This window comes from Ramlibacter sp. GS1-15, assembly GCF_057785015.1.
On record NZ_JBYNTU010000001.1, the window covers coordinates 1,841,359 to 1,864,285 of the forward strand.

Sequence of the window (22,927 nt, forward strand, 5' to 3'; positions counted from 1 at the left end):
CCAGCTCGTTTCAGTCCCGCAGCAAATCGTTCAGGCTGGTCTTCGCACGCGTTCCCGCATCCACGCGTTTGACGATCACCGCACAGTACAGGCTGTACTTGCCGTCCGCGCTCGGGAGGTTCCCGGAGACCACCACCGAGCCGGCCGGGACGCGGCCATAGGTCACGGTGCCGGTGGCACGGTCGTAGATCTTGGTGCTCTGGCCGATGTACACGCCCATCGAGATCACCGAGTTCTCCTCGACGATCACGCCCTCGACGATCTCCGAGCGGGCGCCGATGAAACAGTTGTCCTCGATGATCGTCGGGCCGGCCTGCACCGGCTCCAGCACGCCGCCGATGCCCACGCCGCCCGACAGGTGCACGCCCTTGCCGATCTGCGCGCAGGAGCCGACGGTGGCCCAGGTGTCGACCATCGTGCCTTCGTCCACGTAGGCGCCGATGTTGACGTAGGAGGGCATCAGGATCGCGCCCCGGGCGATGTAGCTGCCGCGGCGCGCGACAGCGGGCGGCACCACGCGCACCCCGGTGGCGGCCATCTCTTCGGGCGAAAGGTGGGCGAACTTGGTCGGCACCTTGTCGTAGAAGCCCAGGTCACCGGCGCGCACCACTTCGTTGTCGCGCAGGCGGAACGACAGCAGCACGGCCTTCTTGATCCACTGGTGCACCGTCCACTGGCCCACGCCTTGACGGGTGGCGACGCGCAGCTTGCCCTTGTTCAACTCCGCGATGACGTGCTCCACGGCGTCGACCACTTCCTTGGGGGCGGAGGCGGTGGAGATCTGGGCGCGGTTTTCCCACGCGGTATCGATGATTTGCTGGAGTTGCTGGGTCATTTCTTGGACTTCACGAATTCGACGATGCGCTGCGCGGCTTCCACGCATTCCGCCGTGTCGGCGACGAGGGCCATGCGCACGCGGCCGGCACCGGGATTGATGCCTTCCGTTTCGCGGGCGAGATAGCTGCCCGGCAGGACCGTCACATTGTATTGGGCGTACAGCTCGCGGGCGAATTCGGTGTCGCTTCCCGGCACACCGGCCCACAGATAGAACCCGGCATCGGGCAATTTGACATCGAGCACTTCGGCCAGCATCGGCGTGACTTGCGCGAACTTGGCACGATAAAGCTGCCGGTTCTCGGCGACGTGCTTCTCGTCTTCCCACGCCGCGGTGCTGGCGCGCTGGATCGCCGGGCTCATCGCGCTGCCGTGGTAGGTGCGATACAGCAGGAATTTCCTGATGTAGGCGGAATCGCCCGCCACGAAGCCGCTGCGCATGCCGGGCACGTTGCTGCGCTTCGAGAGGCTCGTGAAGGACACGAGCCGGCGGAAGTCGCTGCGGCCCAGCTTGTGTGCCGCCTCCAGGCCCCCGAGGGGCGCCTCGTCGCCGAAGTAGATCTCGCTGTAACACTCGTCCGAGGCGATCACGAAACCGTAGCGGTCGGACAACTCGAACAGCTTCTTCCATTCGGACAGCGGCATCACCGCACCCGTCGGGTTGCCGGGCGAGCAGACGAAGATCAGTTGCGTGCGCACCCAGACCTCGGCCGGCACCGCGTCCCAGTTCACCGCGTAGTTGCGTTGCGGATCGGCGGGGGCGTAGAACGCCTCGGCGCCGCCCAGGAGCGCCGCGCCTTCGTAGATCTGGTAGAACGGGTTGGGCACGACCACGACCCCCTTCCTGCCGGCATCGAGCACCGTCTGCGCGAACGCGAACAGCGCCTCGCGCGAGCCGTTCACGGGCAGCATCTGCGTGTTGGCGTCCACCGCCAGGCCGTAACGCGTCATCAGCCAGCGGCGGAAGGCATCGCGCAGATGCGACTCGCCGGCCGTGATCGGGTAATGCGCCAGGCCGTCCAGGCCGGCGATGAGGGCGTCCCTGATGAACTGGGGCGTGGGATGCCTGGGCTCGCCGATGCCCAGGCTGATCGGCCGGTACTTGGCATTGGGCGTGGTGCCCGCGAAAAGCTGCCGCAGCCGCTCGAAAGGATAGGGCTGCAGTCTGTCGAGCAGGGGATTCATGCACCGATTATCGGGCCGCCCATTGACGGGGCCTGCCTGGCTGCGTTCAATGGGGCATGGACAACGGTTTCCGGGCTTCCGACCTGCGCTTCCTCGCCGGCTGGCTGCTGCCGGCGGGACTGGTTTTCAACATGGTGGTCCATCCGCAGCAGGCGGCGGCGGGCGCATTCCTCATCTGGCTCGCCGTCGCTCTGGTGGACGGCTTCTGGCCGGGCGCCGACCGGTCGCCGCCGCCGGGCGGGTCGGCCACCTTCCTCGCATGGATCCTGCGCCTGTACGTGCCCTTGCAGCTTCTGATGCTGGTCGTCGGGCTGTCCATCACTGCACACAGCGACTGGGCGATCGTGCTCGGTTTCGCCTACGGCGCGGGCTTCCTGACCGGCGCGCAAGGCATCACCTTCGCGCACGAACTGGGCCACAGCCGCGCCAAGGCCGACCGGGTGCTCGCCTGGGTCCTGATGACGAGCGTGAACTATCCGCAGTTCATGATCGAGCATTACCGCGGCCACCACGTGCGCGCGGCCACGCACGACGATCCGGCCACCGCGCGCTTCGGCGAGAGCCTGTGGCGCTTCCTGCCGCGCACCGTGATCGGCAGCACGGTGCATGCGTGGCAGCTCGGCCGACGCCGCCTGCTCTGGGCCTGGGCCTTCAACCTGTCGTTCGTCGCGGCGTTGGCGGCGTTCGGCCAGTGGAAGGCGCTGGTGTTCTGGATCGGCCAGTCCGCCTTCGCCGTCTGGCTTCTGGAAACGGTGAACTACATCGAGCATTACGGCCTGGAGCGGCGCAAACTGTTCAACGGCCAGCGCGAGCCCTTCGGGGTCGAGCATGCGTGGAACGCGGACCACGTGATGTCCAATTCCCTGCTGGCCAATTTGCAGCGCCATTCCGACCACCATGTCCACGCGTGGAAGCCCGGCGCCCAGCTCGCGCCGCTGCCGGGGCCGCAACTGCCTACGGGCTATGCAGGCTGCCTGCTTCTTGCGGCGATCCCGCCGCTCTGGTTCCGGCTGATGCACCCCCGGCTGGCTGCCACGGCACGGGCAATCCCAGCATCTCCATGAGCTCCTGCGCATTGTCGGGCGCGTGCAACTTGTCGGTGTTGTCGAAGTAGCAATAGACGTCACCCGATCGGGCCCAGCTGCGCATCAGCGCGGCCCAGCGGGCGAGTTCTTCCGGCGTATAGCGGCTGTTGTAGAGCTCGGTCGAGCCGTGCAGGCGCATGTAGCTGAAATCGGCCGTGATGCCCTCGAAGCGGGGCCAGGGGTTCGGGGTGTCGGCGACGACGAAAGCGACGTTGTGACGTCGCAGCATCGCCGCGAAGCCGGGCGTCTCGAAACTCGCGTGCCGCACTTCGACGGCATGCCGCATGGGAAAGTCGTCCAGCGGCTGCAGGCACACGCGGCCCTTCGGGCGCTCGTCGTGGGCGCAGGCAATCCACAGCGCCTCTCCCGTCGTGCGCGGCAGGATCGACAGGAAATTCTCGAACGTTTCCGGATCGAAGCGCATCGTGGGCGGGAACTGCCACAGGATCGGGCCGAGCTTGTCGCCCAGCTCGAAGAGACCCGAGGCGAAGAAGTTCGCCAGCGCCGCCTCGATGCCGCGCAGCTTCAGCATGTGCGTGATGTAGCGGCTGCCCTTGATGGCGAAGACGAAGCCCTCGGGCGTTTCCTCGGCCCATTGCGCGTAGCTGGAAGGCCATTGCAGCGAATAGAACGAGCCATTGAGCTCGATCGTGCTGAAGACGCGCGCTGCGTAATGCAACTCGCGTGACTGCGCAAGCCCCTTCGGGTAGAAATTCCCGCGCCAGGGCGGGTATCGCCAGCCGGAGACGCCAATCCGTATCTTCCCGCCCATGAGGGCAGTTTTGACCCGACCGGCCGGCCCCCGGAATGCAGCATTTCCGAACGTTTCTGTAGGCGGAAGCCCTGCCGCAGGGCGCTATCATCACCGGCAACCCGGACGAGGGGTCCGGCAGAAGAGATTTCAAGGGCGATGCGTCTTACCTCGATCAAGCTTTCCGGATTCAAGTCCTTCGCCGAACCCACCAACTTCCTGTTGCCCGGCCAGCTGGTCGGTGTGGTGGGGCCCAATGGCTGCGGCAAGTCCAACATCATGGACGCCGTGCGCTGGGTGCTGGGCGAATCGCGCGCGAGCGAATTGCGCGGCGAATCGATGCAGGACGTGATCTTCAACGGCACGACCACGCGCAAGCCCGCCTCGCGCTCGTCCGTGGAGCTGGTGTTCGACAACGCCGACCACCGCGCGGGCGGCCAGTGGTCGCAGTTCACCGAGATCGCCGTCAAGCGCGTGCTGACGCGCGACGGCACGTCCAGCTATTACATCAACAACCAGCCGGTGCGCCGCCGCGACGTGCAGGACGTGTTCCTCGGCACCGGCCTGGGCCCGCGCGCCTACGCCATCATCGGCCAGGGGACGATCAGCCGGATCATCGAATCCAAACCCGAGGAGCTGCGCCTGTTCCTCGAGGAAGCCGCGGGCGTTTCCAAGTACAAGGAGCGTCGCCGCGAAACCGAGAACCGGCTGCAGGACACGCGCGAGAACCTGACGCGCGTCGAGGACATCCTGCGGGAGCTGAATTCCAACCTCGACAAGCTGGAGAAGCAGGCCGAAGTCGCGCAGCAGTACAACGCGCTGCAGGCCGACGCCACGCTCAAGCAGCACCAGCTCTGGTTCCTCAAGCGCGCCGAGAGCGAGACCGACCAGGCCAGGATCAAGGCCGACGCCGAGAAGGCCGTGAACGACCTCGAATCGCGCGTCGCCGACCTGCGCCGGATCGAAAGCGACCTCGAGACGATCCGCCAGGCGCATTACGCCGCCGGCGACCAGGTGAACCAGGCGCAGGGCGCACTGTACGAGGCGAGCGCCGAAGTCGGCCGGCTGGAGGCGGAGATCCGCTTCGTGGTGGAAGGCCGCCAGCGCGTCGAACAGCGCCTGGTGCAGCTGAAGGAACAGACCACGCAGTGGGGCTCGCGCAAGGAAGAAGCCGCCGGCGAGATCGAAACGCTTGCCGCGCAGCAGGTCGACGCCGAGGAAAAGGCGGCACTGCTGGCCGCGCAGCTGGAGGAGCACGACCAGCACCTGCCGGAGCTCGAGGACGCGCTGCGCCAGGCGCAGGCGAAGGCCAGCGAACAGCGCGGCAACGTCGCCCAGGTCCAGCAGCAGATCCAGGTGCTGGCCGCCGACCAGCGCAATATCGAGGAGCAGTCGCGCCAGCTCACGCAGCGGCGCGAGCGGCTGGTCGCGGACAGGAACGCGCTGGCGGCGCCCGACGAGGTGCGCCTCGCGAACCTGCAACAGCAGCTGGCCGCGGCCAAGGAATCGGCGGAGACAGCCGATGCGCGCCTGCACGAATTGCAGGAGCAGGTGCCGCAACTGGACGAAGACCGGCGCGGGAAGCAGTCGGCCGTCAACAGCGAAAGCCACAAGCAGGCCGACCTGTCCGCCCGCATGGAAGCGCTCAAGGCGCTGCAGGAAAAAGTCAGGACCGACGGCAAGCTGCGTCCCTGGCTCGCCAAGCATGGCCTCGAAAACCTGCAAGGCCTGTGGAGCCGCATCCACATCGAGCAGGGCTGGGAGAATGCACTGGAAGCCGCTCTGAGAGAGCGGCTTGGCGCGCTCGAAGTGTCACGATTGGACATGGTGCGCGCCTTCGGCAACGACGCGCCGCCCGCCAAGCTCGCGTTCTATTCGCCGCCGCAGGCCGGGGCGCCGGAAGGCTCGTCGGCCTTGCCGCGCCTTTCGGACCTGCTGCGCCTGAACGACGCGGGGCAGAAGGCGTTGCTCACGGATTGGCTGCACGGTTGCTACACGGCGCCTTCGTTCGAAGATGCGCTCGTCGCGCGCGACAAGCTCGGCGCCGGCGAAGTCATCTACGTCAAGAGCGGCCATGCCGTCACGCGCCACAGCGTCAGCTTCTATGCGCAGGACTCCGAGCAGGCCGGCCTGCTCGCGCGCGCGCAGGAGATCGAGAACCTGGAGAAGCAACTGCGGGCCCAGGCGCTGATCGCGGAAGAGGCGCGCGGAGCGCTGGTCCGCGCCGAGGCGGCGTACAGCGATGCATCGCAGCGTCTCGTCACGGCGCGCCGCGATGCCGCGGAGACACAGGCGAAATCGCACGAGCTGCAGGTCGAGGTGGTGCGCCTGACGCAACTCGCCGAACAGACGCGCGCGCGCAGCGAGCAGATCGCCGGCGACCTCGCCGAAGTCGATGCGCAGCTCGAACAGCTGCAGGAACGCCGCGTCACCGCCGAAGCGAAATTCGAAGAACTCGACATGCAGCTGGCCGACAGCCAGGAGCGGCATGCGCAACTCGACGAGCGGGTGATCGAGGCCGAGCGCAAGCTGGCCGAGGCGCGGGAGAAGCACCGCAGCCTGGAGCGCGAGGCGCAGGAAGCGCAGTTCGCGCAGCGCTCGGTCGAGGCGCGAAAGGCCGAATTGCAGCGCGCCATCGAGACGGCGGACCAGCAGGTGCGCTCGATCGCCGACGAAGAATCGCGGGCGAAGGAAGAGCTCCTGCGCCTGACCGATGCCGCGGCGCAGGCAGGGCTGCAGACCGCACTGGCCCTGAAACTGGAACGCGAACAGGCGCTGGGCGCCAAGCGCAGCGAGTACGACGACCTCACGACCAAACTGCGCGCGAGCGACGAGCGCCGCCTGCAGCTGGAGCGCGAGCTCGATCCACTGCGCCAGCGCATCACCGATTTCCAGCTGAAGGAACAGGCCGCCCGCCTGGGCTTCGAGCAGTACTCGCAGCTGCTCACCGATGCGCAGGCGGATCTCGAAGCCGTCGCGAAGTCGATCGAAGAAGGCAAGGTGCGCCTTGCGGGACTGCAGGGCGACATCGACCGGCTGCACCGCGACATCGCGGCGCTGGGTGCGGTGAACCTCGCCGCGCTGGACGAGCTCACGACCTCGCGCGAACGCAAGCAGTTCCTCGATGCGCAGTCGGCGGACCTGAACGAGGCGATCACGACGCTGGAAGACGCGATCAGGAAGATCGACGGCGAGACGCGCGAGCTGCTGGGCGCCACCTTCAACACCGTCAACGAGCACTTCGGCCGCATGTTCCCGGAGCTCTTCGGCGGCGGCGACGCCAAGCTCGTGATGACGGGCGACGAGATCCTCGACTCGGGCGTGCAGGTCATGGCCCAGCCGCCCGGCAAGAAGAACCAGACCATCCACCTGCTCTCGGGCGGCGAGAAGGCGCTGACGGCCATCGCGCTGGTGTTCGCGATTTTCCAGCTGAACCCGGCGCCGTTCTGCCTGCTGGACGAGGTCGACGCGCCGCTGGATGACGCCAACACGGAGCGTTACGCGAAGCTCGTGAGCAGCATGGCGAAGGAAACGCAGTTCCTCTTCATCTCGCACAACAAGATCGCCATGGAGATGGCCGAGCAGCTCATCGGTGTCACGATGCAGGAGCAGGGCGTCTCGCGGATCGTGGCGGTGGACATGGAATCCGCCGTTTCCATGGCCGAAGCGGCATGAGCGGTTTCACCCTTGGTGTCGCGGTACTCGGCGGCCTCGTGCTCGCCTCGCTCGTGGCCTACAACACCTGGGTATCGCGCCGCAACTCGCCGCGCCAGCCCGATGCACCGACCGTCGCCACGCAGCCGATCGAACCGACGATGCCCCGCGAGCCGGTGTTTTCCGATACGGAGCCGGTATTGCCGCCGGTGGAGCGCAAGCCGCCGCTCGACGCGCTGATCGATGCGATCGCGCCGATCGCCGTGGACGGCCTCGTTTCCGGCGAGGCGGCCATCGCCGCGATGCCACCGACGCGCCGCGCCGGCAGCAAGCCGTTCGCCATCGAAGGCCTGAACGAGTCCACGCAGCAATGGGAGCCGCCGCGCGCCGGCCAGCGCTACGTCGCGTTCCAGGCCGGCGTGCAGCTCGCCAACCGCACCGGACACCTCAACGAGATCGAGTTCTCCGAATTCGTGATGAAGGCCCAGCAGTTCGCCGATGCCGTGAACGGCTCGCCGGACTTCCCGGACATGCGCGCCGAAGTCACCCGGGCCAAGGAGCTTGACCAGTTTGCGGGCGAACACGACGCCCAGCTCGGCTTCACCTTGCGTGCCAAGAACGCCGCCTGGAGCCCGGGCTATGTGCAGCAAAGCGCGGCCCGGCTCGGCTTCGTGCCCGGCGTGATTCCCGGCCGGCTCGTGCTGCCCGCCAGCACGCCGGGCACGCCCCCCGTGCTCGTCCTCTCGTTCGACACGCAGGCGGCGCTGGCCGAGGACCCCGCGCAATCCGCGCTGCGCGAACTGGCATTGAGCCTGGACGTGCCGCAGGTGCATCGCGGCGAGCAGCCGTTCGTGCGCATGCGCGACGCGGCGATCGCGCTCGCCGCGGGCATGGAAGGCGTGATCACCGATGACAAGGGCGACGTGATCCGCGCGGAAGGGCTGGACGTGATCGGCTCGCACCTCGAGCAGCTCTACGACGTGCTCGAGGCGCGCGACCTTGCTGCCGGTTCCCCGCAGGCGCGGCGGCTATTCTCCTAGCCATGGCCACGCCGAAGATCGAGGAGCGCGCCGCCGCCTTGCGCGAGCTGCTGCATCACCACGCCCACCGCTACTACGTGCTCGACGAGCCGGAGATCCCGGACGCCGAGTACGACAGGCTGTTCCGCGAGCTGCAGGAGATCGAGGAGCAGTACCCCGAACTGCGCACGCCCGATTCGCCGACGCAGCGCGTGGGCGGCAAGGCGCTGGAGGGCTTCGCCAAGGTGCGGCACAAGTTGCCGATGCTGTCGATCCGCACCGAGACCGACATCGAAGCCAGCGGTGCCCGCAACTTCGATGGCCGGGTGCGGCGCGAGCTGGGCCTGGAGGACGACGATCCGCCCATCGAATACGTCGCCGAGCTGAAATTCGACGGTCTCGCCATCAACCTGCGTTACGAGCACGGGGTGCTGGTGCAGGCGGCCACGCGCGGCGACGGCGAGGTGGGCGAGGACGTGACGCACAACATCCGCACGATCGGGCAGATCCCCTTGCGGCTGCCGTCCGATGCGCCGCCGGTGCTCGAGGTGCGCGGCGAGGTCTACATGCGGCGCGACGACTTCGAGCGCATGAACGAGGCGCAGCGCGAGAAGATTGCCAGGGGCGCGAAGAACGAGAAGACCTTCGTGAATCCGCGCAACGCCGCGGCGGGCGCCGTGCGCCAGCTCGACCCGGGCATCGCGCGCCAGCGTCCCCTGAGCTTTTTTGCGTATGGCTTCGGCGAGGTCACGCCATCCCCCGGATTCGGGACGCAGTTCGAATCCCTGCTCGCCATGCGGGCGTGGGGCTTCCCGGTCAATGACCGAACGCAGGTGTGCACCGGCCCCGAGGAACTCGTGGCCTACCATCAAGGCGTGGGCAACGAGCGTGACGGCCTGCCCTTCGACATCGACGGCGTGGTCTACAAGGTCAACAGCATCGAGCTGCAGCGTCGCCTGGGATTCGTCAGCCGCGAGCCGCGCTGGGCGGTGGCGCACAAGTTCCCGGCGCAGGAGCAGGTGACGAAGGTGGTCGCCATCGACGTCTACGTCGGCCGCACCGGCAAGCTCACGCCGGTTGCGCGCCTGGAGCCGGTGTTCGTCGGCGGCGTGACGGTGACCAATGCGACATTGCACAACGAGGATGAAGCGCGTCGCAAGGACGTGCGCGTGGGCGACACGGTGATCGTCCGCCGCGCGGGCGACGTCATCCCGGAGGTCGTGGCCGTCGTTCCGGACAAGCGCCAGCACGAGGCCAAGCAGTTCACCATGCCCAGGCGTTGCCCGGTATGCGGCTCGGAAGCCGTGCGGGAAGAGGGCGAGGCGGACTACCGGTGCACCGGCGGCCTGTTCTGTGGCGCGCAGCGCAAGCAGGCGATCCTGCATTTCGCGCAGCGCCGGGCGATGGACATCGAGGGCCTGGGCGAAAAGCTCGTGGACCAGATGGTCGAAGCCGACGTGATCAAGACCTTGCCCGACCTGTACCGGCTCGGCCTGCGCGGCCTGGTGGAGCTCGAGCGCATGGGCGAGAAGTCCGCGCAGAACCTGCTCGCGAACCTGGAGAGGTCCAAGCACACGACGCTGCCGCGATTCCTCTACGGGCTGGGCATCCGGCACGTCGGTGAAGCGACGGCGAAGGACCTGGCGCGCCATTTCGGCCAGCTGGATTCCATCATGGACGCCAGCGTCGAGCAGCTGCTCGAGGTGCCGGACGTCGGCCCGGTGGTGGCCGAGAGCATCCACAAGTTCTTCCAGCAGCCGCACAACCGCGAGGTCGTCGAGCAGTTGCGCGCCTGCGGCGTCACATGGGAAGAGGGCGAGCCGGCGGCGCGCGAACCGAAGCCGTTGGCGGGCAAGACCATCGTCCTGACGGGCACGCTGCCGACGCTCTCGCGCGACGAGGCGAAAGACATGCTCGAAGCGGCGGGCGCGAAGGTCGCGGGCTCGGTGAGCAGGAAGACCGACTACGTCATCGCCGGCGCGGAAGCCGGCAGCAAGCTCGACAAGGCGCAGGAACTCGGTGTGCCGGTGCTCGACGAGGCGGGCCTGAGGGCGCTGCTTTCCTAGGCCATCCGCGCGATCAGCCCTGTACGATTCACCCATGGCCGTACACCCGATCCTCAAGATGGGCGATGAGCGCCTGCTGCGCATCGCCCAGCCCGTCGCCCGGTTCGACACACCGGAACTCCACCGGCTCGTGGCCGACATGTTCGAGACGATGGCCGCCGCCAACGGCGCGGGGCTGGCCGCGCCGCAGATCGGTGTGGACCTGCAGCTCGTGATCTTTGGCTCCGACGCGCCGAACCCGCGCTACCCCGATGCGCCGATCGTGCCGCGCACGGTGCTGCTCAACCCGCAGATCACGCCCTTGTCCGACGAGGAAGAAGAGGGCTGGGAAGGCTGCCTCTCGGTGCCCGGCCTGCGCGCTGTGGTGCCGCGCTGGAAGGCGATCCGCTACACGGGCTTCGATCCCTGCGGCAAGCCGATCGACCGCAGGGCCGAAGGCTTCCACGCGCGCGTCGTGCAGCACGAGTGCGACCACCTGGTCGGCAAGCTCTACCCGATGCGCGTGCGCGACTTCACCAGGTTCGGTTTCACCGACGTGCTGTTTCCGGGCCTCGACGCTTCGCAGGACGAATGAGCTAGCTCTCGCCCAGCGCTTCCAGCAGCTCGGTCTCGATCTCGATCTGCTTGCGGTTGTGCTGCAGCTCGGGCCCGTCGACCAGGAAGGTGTCTTCCACGCGCTCGCCCAGTGTGGAGATCTTCGCGAGCTGCAGGTTGATGTGGTGCCTGGCCAGCACGCGCGCGATCGAATAGAGCAGCCCGGCGCGGTCGCTGGCCGAGACCGACAGCAGCCACTTCTGCGCCTTCTCGTCCGGCGCGAGCTGCACGCGCGGCGCGATCGGGAAACTCTTCACGCGGCGCGACACCCGTCCCCGGCTGGGCGACGGCAACGGGCCCGCGTTCTCGATCGTGTGCTGCAGCTCGGACTCCACCATGCTGATCAGCTCCCGGTTGTGTTCCGGCAGCAGCGAACTCACGACCTGGAAGGTGTCGAGCGCGTAGCCGTTGTTGGCCGTGTGGATCTTCGCGTCCAGGATCGAGAAGCCCGCCTGGTCGAAGTAGCCGCAGATTCGCGCGAACAGGTCCGGCTGGTCGGGCGTGTACACGAGCACCTGCAGGCCTTCGCCCACCGGCGACATGCGCGCGCGCACGATGGCCTTGGCCTGGCCGACGTGGCGCGCCAGGTGCCGCGTGTGCCACACGATGTCGCTCGCGTCATGGCGCATGAAGTAGCCGACGTCCAGCGTCTCCCACAATTTCTTGTGGCCCTCGAAAGGCAGCGCGTACAGCTGCAGCTGCACCAGCGCCTCGCGCTTGCGCGCCTCCACGTCGGCATGCGCGTCCGGTGCGCGGCCGCCCAGCGCCCGCACCGTGTAGCGGTACAGGTCCTCGAGCAATTTGCCTTTCCATGCGTTCCACACGCGCGGGCTGGTGCCGCGGATGTCCGCCACGGTGAGCAGGTACAAGGCCGTCACGTTGCGCTCGTTCTTCACGCGCTTGGCGAAGGCCTTGATCACCTCCGGGTTGCCCAGGTCCTCCTTCTGCGCCACATGGCTCATCGTCAGGTGCTCGCGCACCAGGAACTCCACCAGCCTGGCGTCTTCCTTGTCGATCTGGTGCTGGCGGCAGAAGGTGCGGACCTCGCGCGCCCCCAGCTGCGAGTGGTCGCCACCGCGCCCCTTGGCGATGTCGTGGAAGAGGGCGGCGATGTACAGGATGTAGGGCTTGTCCCAACCGGCGGCGAGCTGCGAGCAGAACGGGTACTCGTGCGCATGCTCGGGGATGAAGAAGCGCCGCATGTTCCGCAGCACCATCAGGATGTGCTGGTCCACCGTATAGACATGGAACAGGTCGTGCTGCATCTGGCCCACGATGCGGCGGAACACCCAGAGGTAGCGCCCGAGCACCGACGTCTGGTTCATCAGCCGCATGGCATGCGTGATGCCTTCCGGCTGCATCAGCATCGCGCGGAAGGTCGCGTGGTTCGCCGGGTCGTTGCGGAATTTCGCGTCCATCACGTTGCGCGCGTTGTAGAGCGCGCGCAGCGTGCGGGCCGACAAGCCTTTGGCGCCGACCGTCGTCTGGTACAGCAGGAAGGTCTCGAGAATCGCGTGCGGCTGTTTCAGGTACAGGTCGTCCGCCGCGACCTCGATCATCCCGGCCTTGTTGAAGAAGCGCTCGTTGATCGGCTGCGGCTCCTGGCCGCTCGGGCTGATGCGCTCCTCGATGTTCAGCAGCAGGATCTGGTTCAGCTGGGTCACCGCCTTTGCCGCCCAGTAGAAGCGCTTCATCAGCATCTCGCTCGCGCGCGCGACGATGCGGCCGTTGTCCGCGACCTCGTTGCGGTAGCCGAACGATTCCGCGACGGCGGTCTGCAGGTCGAACACCAACCGGTCCTCGCGGCGCTTCGAGATCACGTGCAGGCGCGCGCGTATGAGGCCCAGCAGCGCCTCGTTGCGCTTGATCTGCTGCGCCTCGAAACGGGTGGCGATGCCGTTGCGCGCAAGCTCGTCCCAGCTGCAACCCAGGCCGGCCGCCTTGGCGACCCACAGAATCACCTGCAAATCGCGCAGCCCGCCGGGGGATTCCTTGCAGTTCGGCTCGAGCGAGTACGGCGTGTTCTCGAACTTCGTGTGTCGCTGGCGCATCTCCAGCGTCTTGGCGACGAAGAAAGCCTTGGGGTCGATCGTGGCTTCGAAGCGCTCGACGAACTCCGCGTGGAGCTGCGGGTCGCCGGCGATCGCGCGCGACTCCAGCAGCGAGGTCTGCACCGTGACGTCGGCTTCGGCCTGCGCCACGCATTCGGCCACCGTGCGAACGCTGGAACCGATTTCCAGGCCCGCGTCCCAGCAGTTGCCGATGAAACTCTCGACCCGCTGCCTGAGCGCCTCGTTGTGGTCGGCCGACGTGCCGTCGGGCATGAGCACGAGCACGTCGACGTCCGAATGCGGGAACAGCTCGCCGCGACCGTAGCCGCCCACGGCGACCAGCGCGAAAGCATCGGGGAACGACGCTGCCGCCCAGAGCTTTTGCAGTGTGACGTCGGCTTCGCGCGCCAGCCTGTGCAACAGCTTGGCGATCCCGCGGGTGGACGAGCCCTGGGCCTGCAGTGTTTCCAGCACCGCCGCCTTGCGCGCGCGGTAATCGTCGCGCAAGGCCTGCACGTCGTGCGCAGCCGGATCCGGGGCAAGCCCCAGAGGCATCATGCCTTGACGAACGCCGGCGGGGGCGGACTGCCCGCCGAGAGCGTCATGACCTCGTAGCCGGTTTCGGTGACGAGCACCGTGTGCTCCCACTGTGCGGACAGCGAATGGTCCTTGGTGACGATGGTCCAGCCGTCGTTGCCGAGCTCCTTCACTTCCTTGCGGCCCGCGTTGATCATGGGCTCGATCGTGAAAGTCATCCCGGGCTTGAGTTCTTCCAGCGTGCCGGGCTTGCCGTAGTGCAGCACCTGCGGCTCTTCGTGGAAGTTGCGACCGATGCCATGACCGCAGAACTCGCGCACGACCGAGAAGCCCTGGCCTTCGGCGAATTTCTGGATGGCCCAGCCGATATCGCCCAGGCGGATGCCGGGCTTGACCATCGCGATGCCGTGCCACATCGCCTCGTAGGTGACGTTCACCAGGCGCTTGGCCGCGATTGAGACCTCGCCGACCATGAACATGCGGCTGGTGTCGCCGAACCAGCCGTCCTTGATCACGGTGACGTCGACGTTGACGATGTCGCCCTTCTTGAGCGGCTTGCCGTTGGGAATGCCGTGGCAGACGACGTGGTTCACGGACGTGCACAGCGACGCCGGGTAGGGCGGGTAGCCCGAGGGCTGGTAGCCCAGCGTGGCCGAGGTCGTGCCCTGCTTCTTCATGCACTCCGCCGCCAGCCGGTCGATCTCCTGGGTGGTGATGCCCGGCTTGATGTGGGGCGTGAGGTAGTCCAGCACCTCGGCGGCGAGGCGCCCCGCCGTGCGCATGCCCTGGATGCCCTCGGCGTCCTTGTACGTGATTCCCATGCTGTGGATTATCCCAGAGGCGAAATGGCTGCGCAGGTACAATGTCAACTTGCGCACGGGCCCCAGTCAGCGACCCGGCCGCGCCCAGGCCCCCGAGACGAATCAGGCATCACCCGTGACCCTGCACATCACCGAATTCGAGGGCGGCAATGCCCTCAGCGGCTTCCGTATCCAGCAGCTCCTGCCGCGCCTGCAGGCCCTGCACCCGAAAGTGACAGAGCTGTCGGCGCGCTTCGTGCACCTGGTGGCGACCGACCATCCGCTGGACGGCGCCGAGCGCGAGCGCATCGGCGCGCTGCTGACCTACGGCGAGCCGGCCGCGCCCGCGAATGGGGCATTGATCGTCGTCACGCCCCGCTTCGGCACGGTGTCGCCCTGGGCTTCCAAGGCAACCGACATCGCGCACAACTGCGGCCTGCCCGTGCGGCGCATCGAGCGGATCACGGAATTCCGGATCGGCGCCAAGGGGGCGATCGAGCCCGCGCAGCTGCGCGCGATGGCGGCGCCGCTGCACGACCGCATGACCGAAAGCGCGATGCTGTCGCGCGACAAGGCGCATGCACTGTTCACCGAGCTGCCGCCGGCACCGATGCAATACGTCGACGTCATCGCGGGCGGCCGCGCGGCGCTGGAGAAAGCGAACGTGCAGTTCGGCCTGGCGCTGGCCGACGACGAGATCGACTACCTGGTGGAGGCGTTCAAGGGCCTGGGCCGCAACCCGACCGACGTCGAGCTGATGATGTTCGCGCAGGCCAACAGCGAGCATTGCCGCCACAAGATCTTCAACGCCAGCTTCTCCATCGACGGCGTGCCGCAGGAACGCAGCATGTTCTCGATGATCCGCTACACGCACCAGCAGGCGCCGCAATACACGGTAGTCGCATACTCGGACAACGCCTCCATCGTCGAGGGCACGCGCGTCGAGCACTTCGTGCCGGCGCCGGGCGATGCGCTGTATGGCAAGCAGGATGCGCTGCACCACATGCTGATGAAGGTGGAGACGCACAACCACCCGACGGCGATCTCGCCTTTCCCGGGCGCGTCGACCGGCGCCGGCGGCGAGATCCGCGACGAGGGCGCAACCGGCCGCGGCTCCAGGCCCAAGGCGGGCCTGACGGGCTTCACGGTATCGAAACTGTGGGGCGGCTGGTCGGACGAGAAGGGCGGCAAGCCCGAGCACATCGCTTCGCCCTTGCAGATCATGATCGAAGGGCCGCTCGGCGGCGCGGCCTTCAACAACGAATTCGGCCGGCCCAACCTGCTGGGCTACTTCCGCGAATACGAGCAGGAAGCCGGCGGCGTGAAACGCGGCTACCACAAGCCGATCATGATCGCGGGCGGCCTGGGTTCCATCGACGCGAAGCTCGCGAAGAAGATCGAGTTCCCGGCCGGCACGCTCCTGATCCAGCTCGGCGGCCCCGGCATGCGCATCGGCATGGGCGGTGGCGCGGCCAGCTCGATGGCCACGGGCGTCAATGCGGCCGACCTGGATTTCGACTCCGTGCAGCGGGGCAACCCCGAGATCGAGCGGCGCGCGCAGGAAGTCATCAACCATTGCTGGGCGCTGGGCGAGCAGAACCCCATCCTCGCGATCCACGACGTCGGCGCAGGCGGCCTGTCCAACGCGTTCCCCGAAATCACGAACGACGCCGGGCGCGGTGCGCGCTTCGACCTGCGCAAGGTTCCCGTCGAGGAGTCCGGCCTCGCGCCCAAGGAAATCTGGTGCAACGAAAGCCAGGAACGTTACGTGCTGGCGATCGCGCCCGAATCGCTGGAGCAATTCCGCGCTTTCTGCGAGCGCGAGCGCTGCCCGTTCGCCGTGGTGGGCGTCGCGACGCAGGAGCGGCGGCTCGTCGTCGCTGACGAGGGCAGCAAGGCGCCCGTCGACATGCCGATGGACGTGCTGCTTGGCAAACCGCCCAAGATGCATCGCGACGTGGAGTCGGTCAAGCGTGAATTCAAGCCGCTGGATTTGACGGGCGTGAGCCTGCAGGATGCTGCGATCAAGGTGCTCTCGCACCCGACCGTCGCGTCCAAGCGCTTTCTCGTGACCATCGGCGACCGCACCGTGGGCGGCCTCACGCACCGCGACCAGATGGTCGGGCCCTGGCAGGTGCCGGTGGCCGATTGCGCCGTGACCCTGGCCGACTACAAGGGCTTCGCCGGCGAGGCGATGAGCATGGGCGAGCGCACGCCGATCGCCGCGATCGACGCACCCGCGTCCGGCCGCATGGCGGTGGCGGAGGCGATCACGAACCTGCTGGCTGCTCCCATCGAGCTGTCGCGCGTGAAGCTGTCCGCGAATTGGATGGCCGCCTGCGGCGAGGCGGGCGAGGACGCGGCGCTGTACGAGACCGTGCGCGCGGTCGGCATGGAGCTGTGCCCGGCCCTGGGCATCTCGATTCCCGTCGGCAAGGACAGCTTGTCGATGCGGACGCAGTGGGACGGCCAGAAGGTCACCTCGCCGGTGAGCCTGATCGTGTCGGCCTTCGCGACGCTTCAGGACGTGCGCGGCACGCTGACGCCCCAGCTTCAGGCCGAAGGCGACACGACACTGGTGCTGGTCGATCTCGGCAAGGGCAAGCACCGCATGGCCGGCAGCATCCTGGCGCAGTCCCTGGGCCAGACCGGGGACGAGGTGCCCGATCTCGACGATCCGCAGGATCTCGTGAACCTGGTGAAGGCGGTGAACCAGCTGCGTTCGCAGGGCCGCATCCTCGCCTACCACGACCGCAGCGACGGCGGCCTCTTTGCCGCGGCATGCGAGATGGCTTTCGCCGGCCATGTCGGCGTCGCGCTGAATGTGGACCTGCTGGTCACCGAGGGCGACGGCATCAACGACAGCCGTGCCGAATACGGCGACGCGAAGAACTGGGCCTCGCAGGTCAGCGCGCGGCGCGAGGAGCTGACGCTCAAGGCGCTCTTCGACGAGGAGCTCGGGGTCGTGCTGCAGGTGCCGACCGACGTCCGCAATGAGGTCATGCAGGTGCTGCGCGACCATGGCCTGGCGAAGTGGAGCCACTTCGTCGGCAAGACGCGGCCCGCGTCCTCGCCGATCGACCTGGGCAAAGGCGAGATCGCCGTCTGGCGCGACACCAAGGCTGTCTTCAGCGCGAAGCTGGTCGACCTCCAGCAGGTGTGGGACAGCGTGAGCTGGAAGATCTGCCGCGAGCGCGACAACCCCGCGGGCGCGGACAGCGAGCACGCGGCAGCGGGCGATCCGGCCGACCCCGGCCTGCACGTGTCGCTCACGTTCGACCCGAAGGAGAACGTCGCCGCGCCGTTCCTCAACCTCGCGCGCCCGAAGGTCGCGATCCTGCGCGAGCAGGGCGTGAACTCGCACGTGGAGATGGCGTACACGTTCACCGAGGCCGGCTTCGACGCGTACGACGTCCACATGACGGACCTGCAATCGGGTCGCGCCAGGCTCGCGGACTTCAAGGGCTTCGTCGCGTGCGGAGGCTTCAGTTACGGCGACACGCTGGGCGCAGGCATCGGCTGGGCGCGCAGCATCACGTTCAACCCGCAGCTCGCCGGGCAGTTCCAGGCCTTCTTCGACCGGCGGGACACCTTCGCGCTCGGCGTGTGCAACGGCTGCCAGATGCTCGCGGAGCTCGCGGACATCATCCCCGGCGCGCAAGCCTGGCCGCGCTTCACGACCAACCGCAGCGAGCGCTACGAGGCGCGGCTGGCGATGGTGGAAGTGCTCGATTCGCCGAGCCTCTTCTTCAAGGGCATGGCCGGCAGCCGGATGCCGATCGCGGTGGCGCACGGCGAGGGCTACGCGAACTTCGCCCACCGCGGCGACAAGGCCAAGGTCATCGCGTCCGCGCGTTTCGTCGACAACCATGGCCAGCCGACGGAGGTGTACCCGTTCAACCCGAACGGCAGCCCGGGCGGCCTGTGCAGCGTAACGACGGCCGATGGCCGCTTCACGGCGATCATGCCGCACCCCGAGCGCGTGTTCCGCAACGTCCAGATGTCGTGGACCAGCGGCGACAGGAGCGAGTTCAGCCCGTGGATGCGCCTGTGGCGCAACGCGCGCAAGTGGATCGGTTGACCCGCGAGCGCCACGATTCGATCGACGTCCTGCGGGGCGTCGCGATCGTGTGGATGACGGTCTTCCATTTTTCGTTCGACCTCAACCACTTCGGCTGGATCCGGCAGAACTTCTACGACGACCCGTTCTGGACCGGCCAGAGGACGGCGATCGTGAGCCTGTTCCTCTTCTGCGCCGGGCTGGGCCAGGCCGTGGCTGTCGCGCAGGCGCAGAGCTGGACGCGATTCTGGAAACGATGGGCGCAGGTCGCCGGCTGCGCGCTGCTGGTGACGATCGGCTCGTACTGGATGTTCCCGCGCAGCTTCATCTACTTCGGTGTGCTGCACGGCATTGCCGTGATGCTGATCGTGACGCGCGCGACGGCCGGCTGGGGACGCTGGCTGTGGATCGCCGGCGCGTTGGCGATCGCGGCGAAGTGGGGCGCGGCGGCGGCCATCAGCCAATGGCCCGCGCTGGACGTCCTCAATGACCGTACGTGGAACTGGCTCGGCCTCGTGAGCCGCAAGCCGATCACGGAGGACTACGTGCCGCTGATTCCGTGGCTGGGGGTGATGTGGTGGGGCATGGCGGCAGGCCAGTGGCTGCTGGCGAAACACCGCGAACGCATTGCCATGCGAATGCCCAAAGCAACAGCGCCCCTCGCGTGGATGGGGCGCTGGAGCCTGACCTGGTACATGGTGCACCAACCGGTGATGATCGGTGCCCTCACGGCGCTGAAGGCGCTCTGAAGGTTATTCGACCTTCGCCTTGCCGCGCAGTTCTTCCTGGAACTTGCCGAGCTTCTGCTGCTGCAGCTGCTGCGCGATCTGCGGCTTCACTTCCTCGAGCTTGGGCAGCTGCGCCTCGCGGATGTCGTCGACGCGGATCACGTGCCAGCCGAACTGCGACTTGACCGGCTCCTGCGTCATCTGGCCCTTGCCGAGCTTGACCATGGCTTGCGAGAACTCGGGGACGTAGCTCGCCGCCGTCGCCCATTCGAGGTCGCCGCCGTTCGGGGCCGATCCCGGGTCCTTGGACTTCGCCTTGGCGATGTCCTCGAACTTCTTGCCCTTCTTCACATCGGCGATGATCTGCTTCGCGTCGGCCTCGTTCTCCACCAGGATGTGGCGCGCGTGGTATTCCTTGCCGCCGTTGGCCGCGACGAACTTGTCGTACTCGGCTTGCACTTCGGCGTCGCTCACCGGGTTCTTCTTCTGGTAGTCCGCGAACAGTTCCCGGATCAGGATGGTCTGGCGCGCGAGCTCCAGCTGCGCCTTGTAATCGTCGGTGCCGTCGAGGCCGCGCTTCTGCGCTTCCTGCATGAAGATCTCGCGCGCGATCACTTCCTGCTTCAGCTGGTCTTCCATCTCGGGGCTGACCGGCCGGCCGGAGCGCGCGAGCTGCGTCGTCAGGGCGTCCATGCGGGACTTGGGAACGGGCTTGCCGTTGACGATCGCGAGGTTCTGCGCCGACACGGGCAGGGCGACGGCCAGCGTGGCTGCCGCAACGGCGGACAGGAGGAAGTGCTTCATGAGGAGGTCCCTACAGGATCACGGGGAAGGTCAAATGGTCTCGATCGCCAGCGCGTGCAGGCCGCGCGCGGTGAAATCGCGCAGCGCATCATACACAAGGCGATGCTGGGCCACCTTGCTCAGGCCGGCGAATTTCGGCGAGGCGATCCGCACGCGGAAATGGGTGCCGAAGCCCGTGCCGTCCGCGCCGGCGTGGCCCTCGTGCTGCCAGCTTTCGTCCAGCACTTCGAGCTCGCTGGGTGCCAGCGATTGCTGCAGCCGCGCGCGCAGCGCGTCGGCGGTGATGCCGGTGGCCATGTCAGTCGCGTGCTTCCACTTCGTCGGCTTTCATGTGACGGCCGAGGTACACGGCCTGGCCGAGGATGAACAGGAGCATGAGCCCCATGCCGCCGAACAGCTTGAAGTTCACCCAGGTGTCCGTCTCGAAGTTGAACGCCACCCACAGGTTGGCCACGCCCATGGCGGCGAAGAACACGACCCAGCTCCAGTTGGTCACGCGCCAGACGTCGTCCGGCAGCTCCATCTGGGAGCCCATCAGCGACTTCAGCAGGTTCCTGCGGAAGAACAGCTGTCCCGCGGCGAGCGCGCCGCCCATCAGCCAGTAGAGCACCGTGGGCTTCCACTTGATGAAGGTGTCGTTGTGCAGCGCGATCGTCGCGCCGCCGAAAAGGACGATCACGGCCAGGCTCACCCATTGCATGGGCTCGACCTTGCCGGTCGAGTGCCGCAACCACGCGATCTGCAGGATGGTCGCCCCGATCGCGACGCCGGTGGCCACATAGATGCCCGCGAACTTGAACGCCGCGAAGAACAGGATGATGGGAAAGAAGTCGAGCAGCAGTTTCATCGAGGCGGGATCATTTGTCCGGATGGAAGTCCAGCGAGGCGGAGTTCATGCAGTAGCGCAGGCCGGTGTCGGTCGGGCCGTCGTCGAACACGTGGCCGAGGTGCGCTCCGCATTGTGCACATACGGTCTCGGTGCGGACCATGCCGTGGCTGGTGTCGCGGATCTCCTTGATCGCGCCCGGCACCGCCTTGTCGAAGCTCGGCCAGCCGCAGTGCGCATCGAACTTGGTGCTCGAATCGAACAGTTTGTTCCCGCAGCTGATGCAGTGGTAGCTGCCGTCCGCCCACACGCGCTCGTATTTCCCGGTGAACGGGCGTTCGGTCGCGGCCTGCCGGGTGACCTGGAAGGCGCCGGGCTCGGCGCCCTTGGCGGCGAGGATGGCCTTCCATTCCTCGGCACTTTTCTTGATCGGGAAATCGTCTTTCATGAGGAGCAGCTGATCTCGATGTGTTGCGCCCAGTCGGGCGGGAAGCCGGCCTTGCCCTCGTGCGCCGGATGCTCGTCGAACGGGGAGCGGACCAGGGCCAGCAGCGCTTCGACCTCGGAAAAGTCCTTCAGTTTCGCCTGCCGGATGGCGAGCTCGCCCAGGTGGTTGCGCAGCACGTACTTGGGGTTGGTTCGCGGCATTGCCAGGCCAGCCGCCTCGCGGTCGTTTCCGAGGCGTGCTTCATATTGTCGGAGCCATGCGTCGAATCTTTCACGGTCGAGAAAGAGGTCGCGCACGATCTCGCCCGGCTCGCCAGCGACATGGCGCGACAGGCGCCGCCAGAAGATCGTGTAATCCACCTTGTCCGCGGCCATGAGCTGAAGGATGCCTTCGATCAACTCGCGGTCCCCGTCGCGCGCCCCGGCCAGCCCGAGCTTGGCGCGCATGCGCGCTTCCAGCTCGCGCGGGAACACGGTCTTGTACGACTCGAGCGCCGCCAGGGCGAGTTCCTGGTCTTCGATCAGCGGCAAGAGCGCCTGGCCGAGGCAGAACAGGTTCCAGTAGGCGACGTTCGGCTGGCGGTTGTACGCATAGCGCCCCTGTTCGTCGCTGTGGTTGCAGATGTGCCCCGGTTCGAACGCATCGAGGAACTGGAACGGTCCGTAGTCGATGGTCAGGCCCAGGATGCTCATGTTGTCGGTGTTCATCACGCCGTGGCAGAAGCCGACGGCCTGCCAGTGCGCCACCATGGCGGCCGTGCGCTCGCTCACCTGCTCGAGGAAGGCGGCATAGGCGTTGCCCGCGAATTTCTCCGTCGTGCGGCTCTCCGGGTAGAAGCGGTCGATGACGTAGTCGGCCAGCTTGCGCAATTCGTCGAGCTGGCCGCGCGCCGAGAAGTGCTCGAAATGGCCGAAGCGCACGAACGACGGCGACACCCGCGTGACCACTGCAGCGGTCTCGATTTCCTCCCGGCGCACGGGGGCATCGGAGCCGGTGACCATCAGCGCGCGCGTCGTCGGGATGCCCAGGCCGTGCATCGCCTCGGACCCGAGGAATTCCCGGATGCTGGATCGCAACACGGCGCGGCCGTCGCCCATGCGGGAGTAGGGCGTCCGCCCGGAACCCTTCAGCTGCAGCTCCTGCGCGCCGGCCGGCGCGATCACTTCGCCCAGCAGGATCGCCCGCCCGTCACCCAGCTGCCCGGCCCAGACCCCGAACTGGTGGCCGCTGTAGACGCTGGCCAGGGGCTTGCTGCCGGCGATCGGCAGGTTGCCGGTGAAGGCGTCCACGCCTGCGGGCGAGACCAGCAGCGCCGGGTCCAGGCCCAGCTCGCGCGCGAGCGGGGTGTTCAGGGCGACCAGGTACGCATCGGGCAAGGGCTGCGGAGGCAGTTCGGTATGGAACGCCGGCCCCAGCACCGCGAAGCTGTGGCGCCAGGCGAGCCCGAGCTCGAGGGCGGGTGTGTCGAGGACTGCACTCATGTCC

Annotated in this window: 17 protein-coding genes; 7 read left to right on the plus strand and 10 right to left on the minus strand. The window is 67.3% G+C overall.

Features of this window, described 5'->3' with window-relative positions; genetic code table 11:
- Positions 1-10: 10 nt before the first annotated feature.
- Positions 11-835: a 2,3,4,5-tetrahydropyridine-2,6-dicarboxylate N-succinyltransferase gene (dapD, locus tag AC3EF3_RS09310; protein ID WP_488531872.1), complete on the minus strand. Its 825-nt coding sequence runs from the start codon at positions 833-835 to the stop codon at positions 11-13.
- Positions 832-2,019 (minus strand): succinyldiaminopimelate transaminase, encoded by a 1,188-nt coding sequence (gene dapC / locus AC3EF3_RS09315; RefSeq protein ID WP_488531873.1) that lies wholly within the window; start codon positions 2,017-2,019, stop codon positions 832-834. Before dapC ends, dapD begins: the two co-directional genes overlap by 4 nt.
- A gap of 56 nt (positions 2,020-2,075) precedes the next feature.
- Between dapC and AC3EF3_RS09320 the strand changes: the two genes are divergently transcribed.
- Positions 2,076-3,083 (plus strand): alkane 1-monooxygenase, encoded by a 1,008-nt coding sequence (locus AC3EF3_RS09320; RefSeq protein ID WP_488531874.1) that lies wholly within the window; start codon positions 2,076-2,078, stop codon positions 3,081-3,083.
- On the opposite strand, the gene AC3EF3_RS09325 is transcribed toward AC3EF3_RS09320, so the two are convergent.
- Positions 2,974-3,876 (minus strand): DUF72 domain-containing protein, encoded by a 903-nt coding sequence (locus AC3EF3_RS09325; protein WP_488531875.1) that lies wholly within the window; start codon positions 3,874-3,876, stop codon positions 2,974-2,976. The two genes, AC3EF3_RS09320 and AC3EF3_RS09325, sit on opposite strands and share 110 nt — an antisense overlap.
- Positions 3,877-4,014: 138 nt before the next feature.
- Between AC3EF3_RS09325 and smc the strand changes: the two genes are divergently transcribed.
- Genes smc through def form a run of 4 tightly spaced genes read left to right on the plus strand, consistent with a single transcriptional unit; the run spans position 4,015 to position 11,168 of the window.
- Positions 4,015-7,530, plus strand: a complete 3,516-nt coding sequence (smc, locus tag AC3EF3_RS09330; protein WP_488531876.1) for a chromosome segregation protein SMC — start codon at positions 4,015-4,017, stop codon at positions 7,528-7,530.
- Positions 7,527-8,549: a cell division protein FtsZ gene (locus AC3EF3_RS09335; RefSeq protein ID WP_488531877.1), complete on the plus strand. Its 1,023-nt coding sequence runs from the start codon at positions 7,527-7,529 to the stop codon at positions 8,547-8,549. Before smc ends, AC3EF3_RS09335 begins: the two co-directional genes overlap by 4 nt.
- A 2-nt stretch (positions 8,550-8,551) precedes the next feature.
- Positions 8,552-10,594: an NAD-dependent DNA ligase LigA gene (gene ligA / locus AC3EF3_RS09340; protein ID WP_488531878.1), complete on the plus strand. Its 2,043-nt coding sequence runs from the start codon at positions 8,552-8,554 to the stop codon at positions 10,592-10,594.
- Between the two features lie 34 nt (positions 10,595-10,628).
- A complete protein-coding gene (def, locus tag AC3EF3_RS09345) occupies positions 10,629-11,168 on the plus strand; it encodes a peptide deformylase (protein ID WP_488531879.1) in 540 nt (179 codons plus the stop codon).
- A 1-nt stretch (position 11,169) separates the two neighbouring features.
- Here the strand turns inward: def and AC3EF3_RS09350 are convergent, their stop codons facing one another.
- Together AC3EF3_RS09350 and map are read right to left on the minus strand one after the other, a co-directional pair.
- A complete protein-coding gene (locus AC3EF3_RS09350; RefSeq protein ID WP_488531880.1) occupies positions 11,170-13,797 on the minus strand; it encodes a [protein-PII] uridylyltransferase in 2,628 nt (875 codons plus the stop codon).
- Entirely contained in the window at positions 13,794-14,597 is an 804-nt protein-coding gene (gene map, locus AC3EF3_RS09355) for a type I methionyl aminopeptidase (protein ID WP_488531881.1), read from the minus strand. Before map ends, AC3EF3_RS09350 begins: the two co-directional genes overlap by 4 nt.
- Before the next feature lie 115 nt (positions 14,598-14,712).
- On the opposite strand from map, the gene purL reads away from it, so the two are divergent.
- Both purL and AC3EF3_RS09365 read left to right on the plus strand, forming a co-directional pair.
- On the plus strand, positions 14,713-18,657 hold the full coding sequence (purL, locus tag AC3EF3_RS09360) for a phosphoribosylformylglycinamidine synthase (protein ID WP_488531882.1): 3,945 nt from the start codon (positions 14,713-14,715) through the stop codon (positions 18,655-18,657).
- Positions 18,654-19,385, plus strand: coding sequence for an acetyltransferase domain-containing protein (locus tag AC3EF3_RS09365; RefSeq protein WP_488533762.1), 732 nt, complete (start codon positions 18,654-18,656; stop codon positions 19,383-19,385). The genes purL and AC3EF3_RS09365 overlap by 4 nt, the downstream gene beginning before the upstream one ends.
- A gap of 3 nt (positions 19,386-19,388) precedes the next feature.
- On the opposite strand, the gene AC3EF3_RS09370 is transcribed toward AC3EF3_RS09365, so the two are convergent.
- From AC3EF3_RS09370 to AC3EF3_RS09390, 5 genes are read right to left on the minus strand one after another with little or no spacing between them, the layout of a single operon-like run.
- A complete protein-coding gene (locus AC3EF3_RS09370; RefSeq protein ID WP_488531883.1) occupies positions 19,389-20,168 on the minus strand; it encodes a peptidylprolyl isomerase in 780 nt (259 codons plus the stop codon).
- Positions 20,169-20,198: 30 nt separating this feature from the next.
- A complete protein-coding gene (locus tag AC3EF3_RS09375; RefSeq protein ID WP_488531884.1) occupies positions 20,199-20,465 on the minus strand; it encodes a BolA family protein in 267 nt (88 codons plus the stop codon).
- A gap of 1 nt (position 20,466) precedes the next feature.
- Entirely contained in the window at positions 20,467-21,015 is a 549-nt protein-coding gene (locus AC3EF3_RS09380) for a septation protein A (protein ID WP_488531885.1), read from the minus strand.
- Between the two features lie 10 nt (positions 21,016-21,025).
- Positions 21,026-21,442 carry a peptide-methionine (R)-S-oxide reductase MsrB gene (msrB, locus tag AC3EF3_RS09385; protein ID WP_488531886.1) on the minus strand — a complete coding sequence of 139 codons (417 nt, stop codon included), beginning with the start codon at positions 21,440-21,442 and terminating at the stop codon, positions 21,026-21,028.
- Positions 21,439-22,923 (minus strand): protein adenylyltransferase SelO, encoded by a 1,485-nt coding sequence (locus AC3EF3_RS09390; protein ID WP_488531887.1) that lies wholly within the window; start codon positions 22,921-22,923, stop codon positions 21,439-21,441. The genes msrB and AC3EF3_RS09390 overlap by 4 nt, the downstream gene beginning before the upstream one ends.
- Positions 22,924-22,927: the final 4 nt, after the last annotated feature.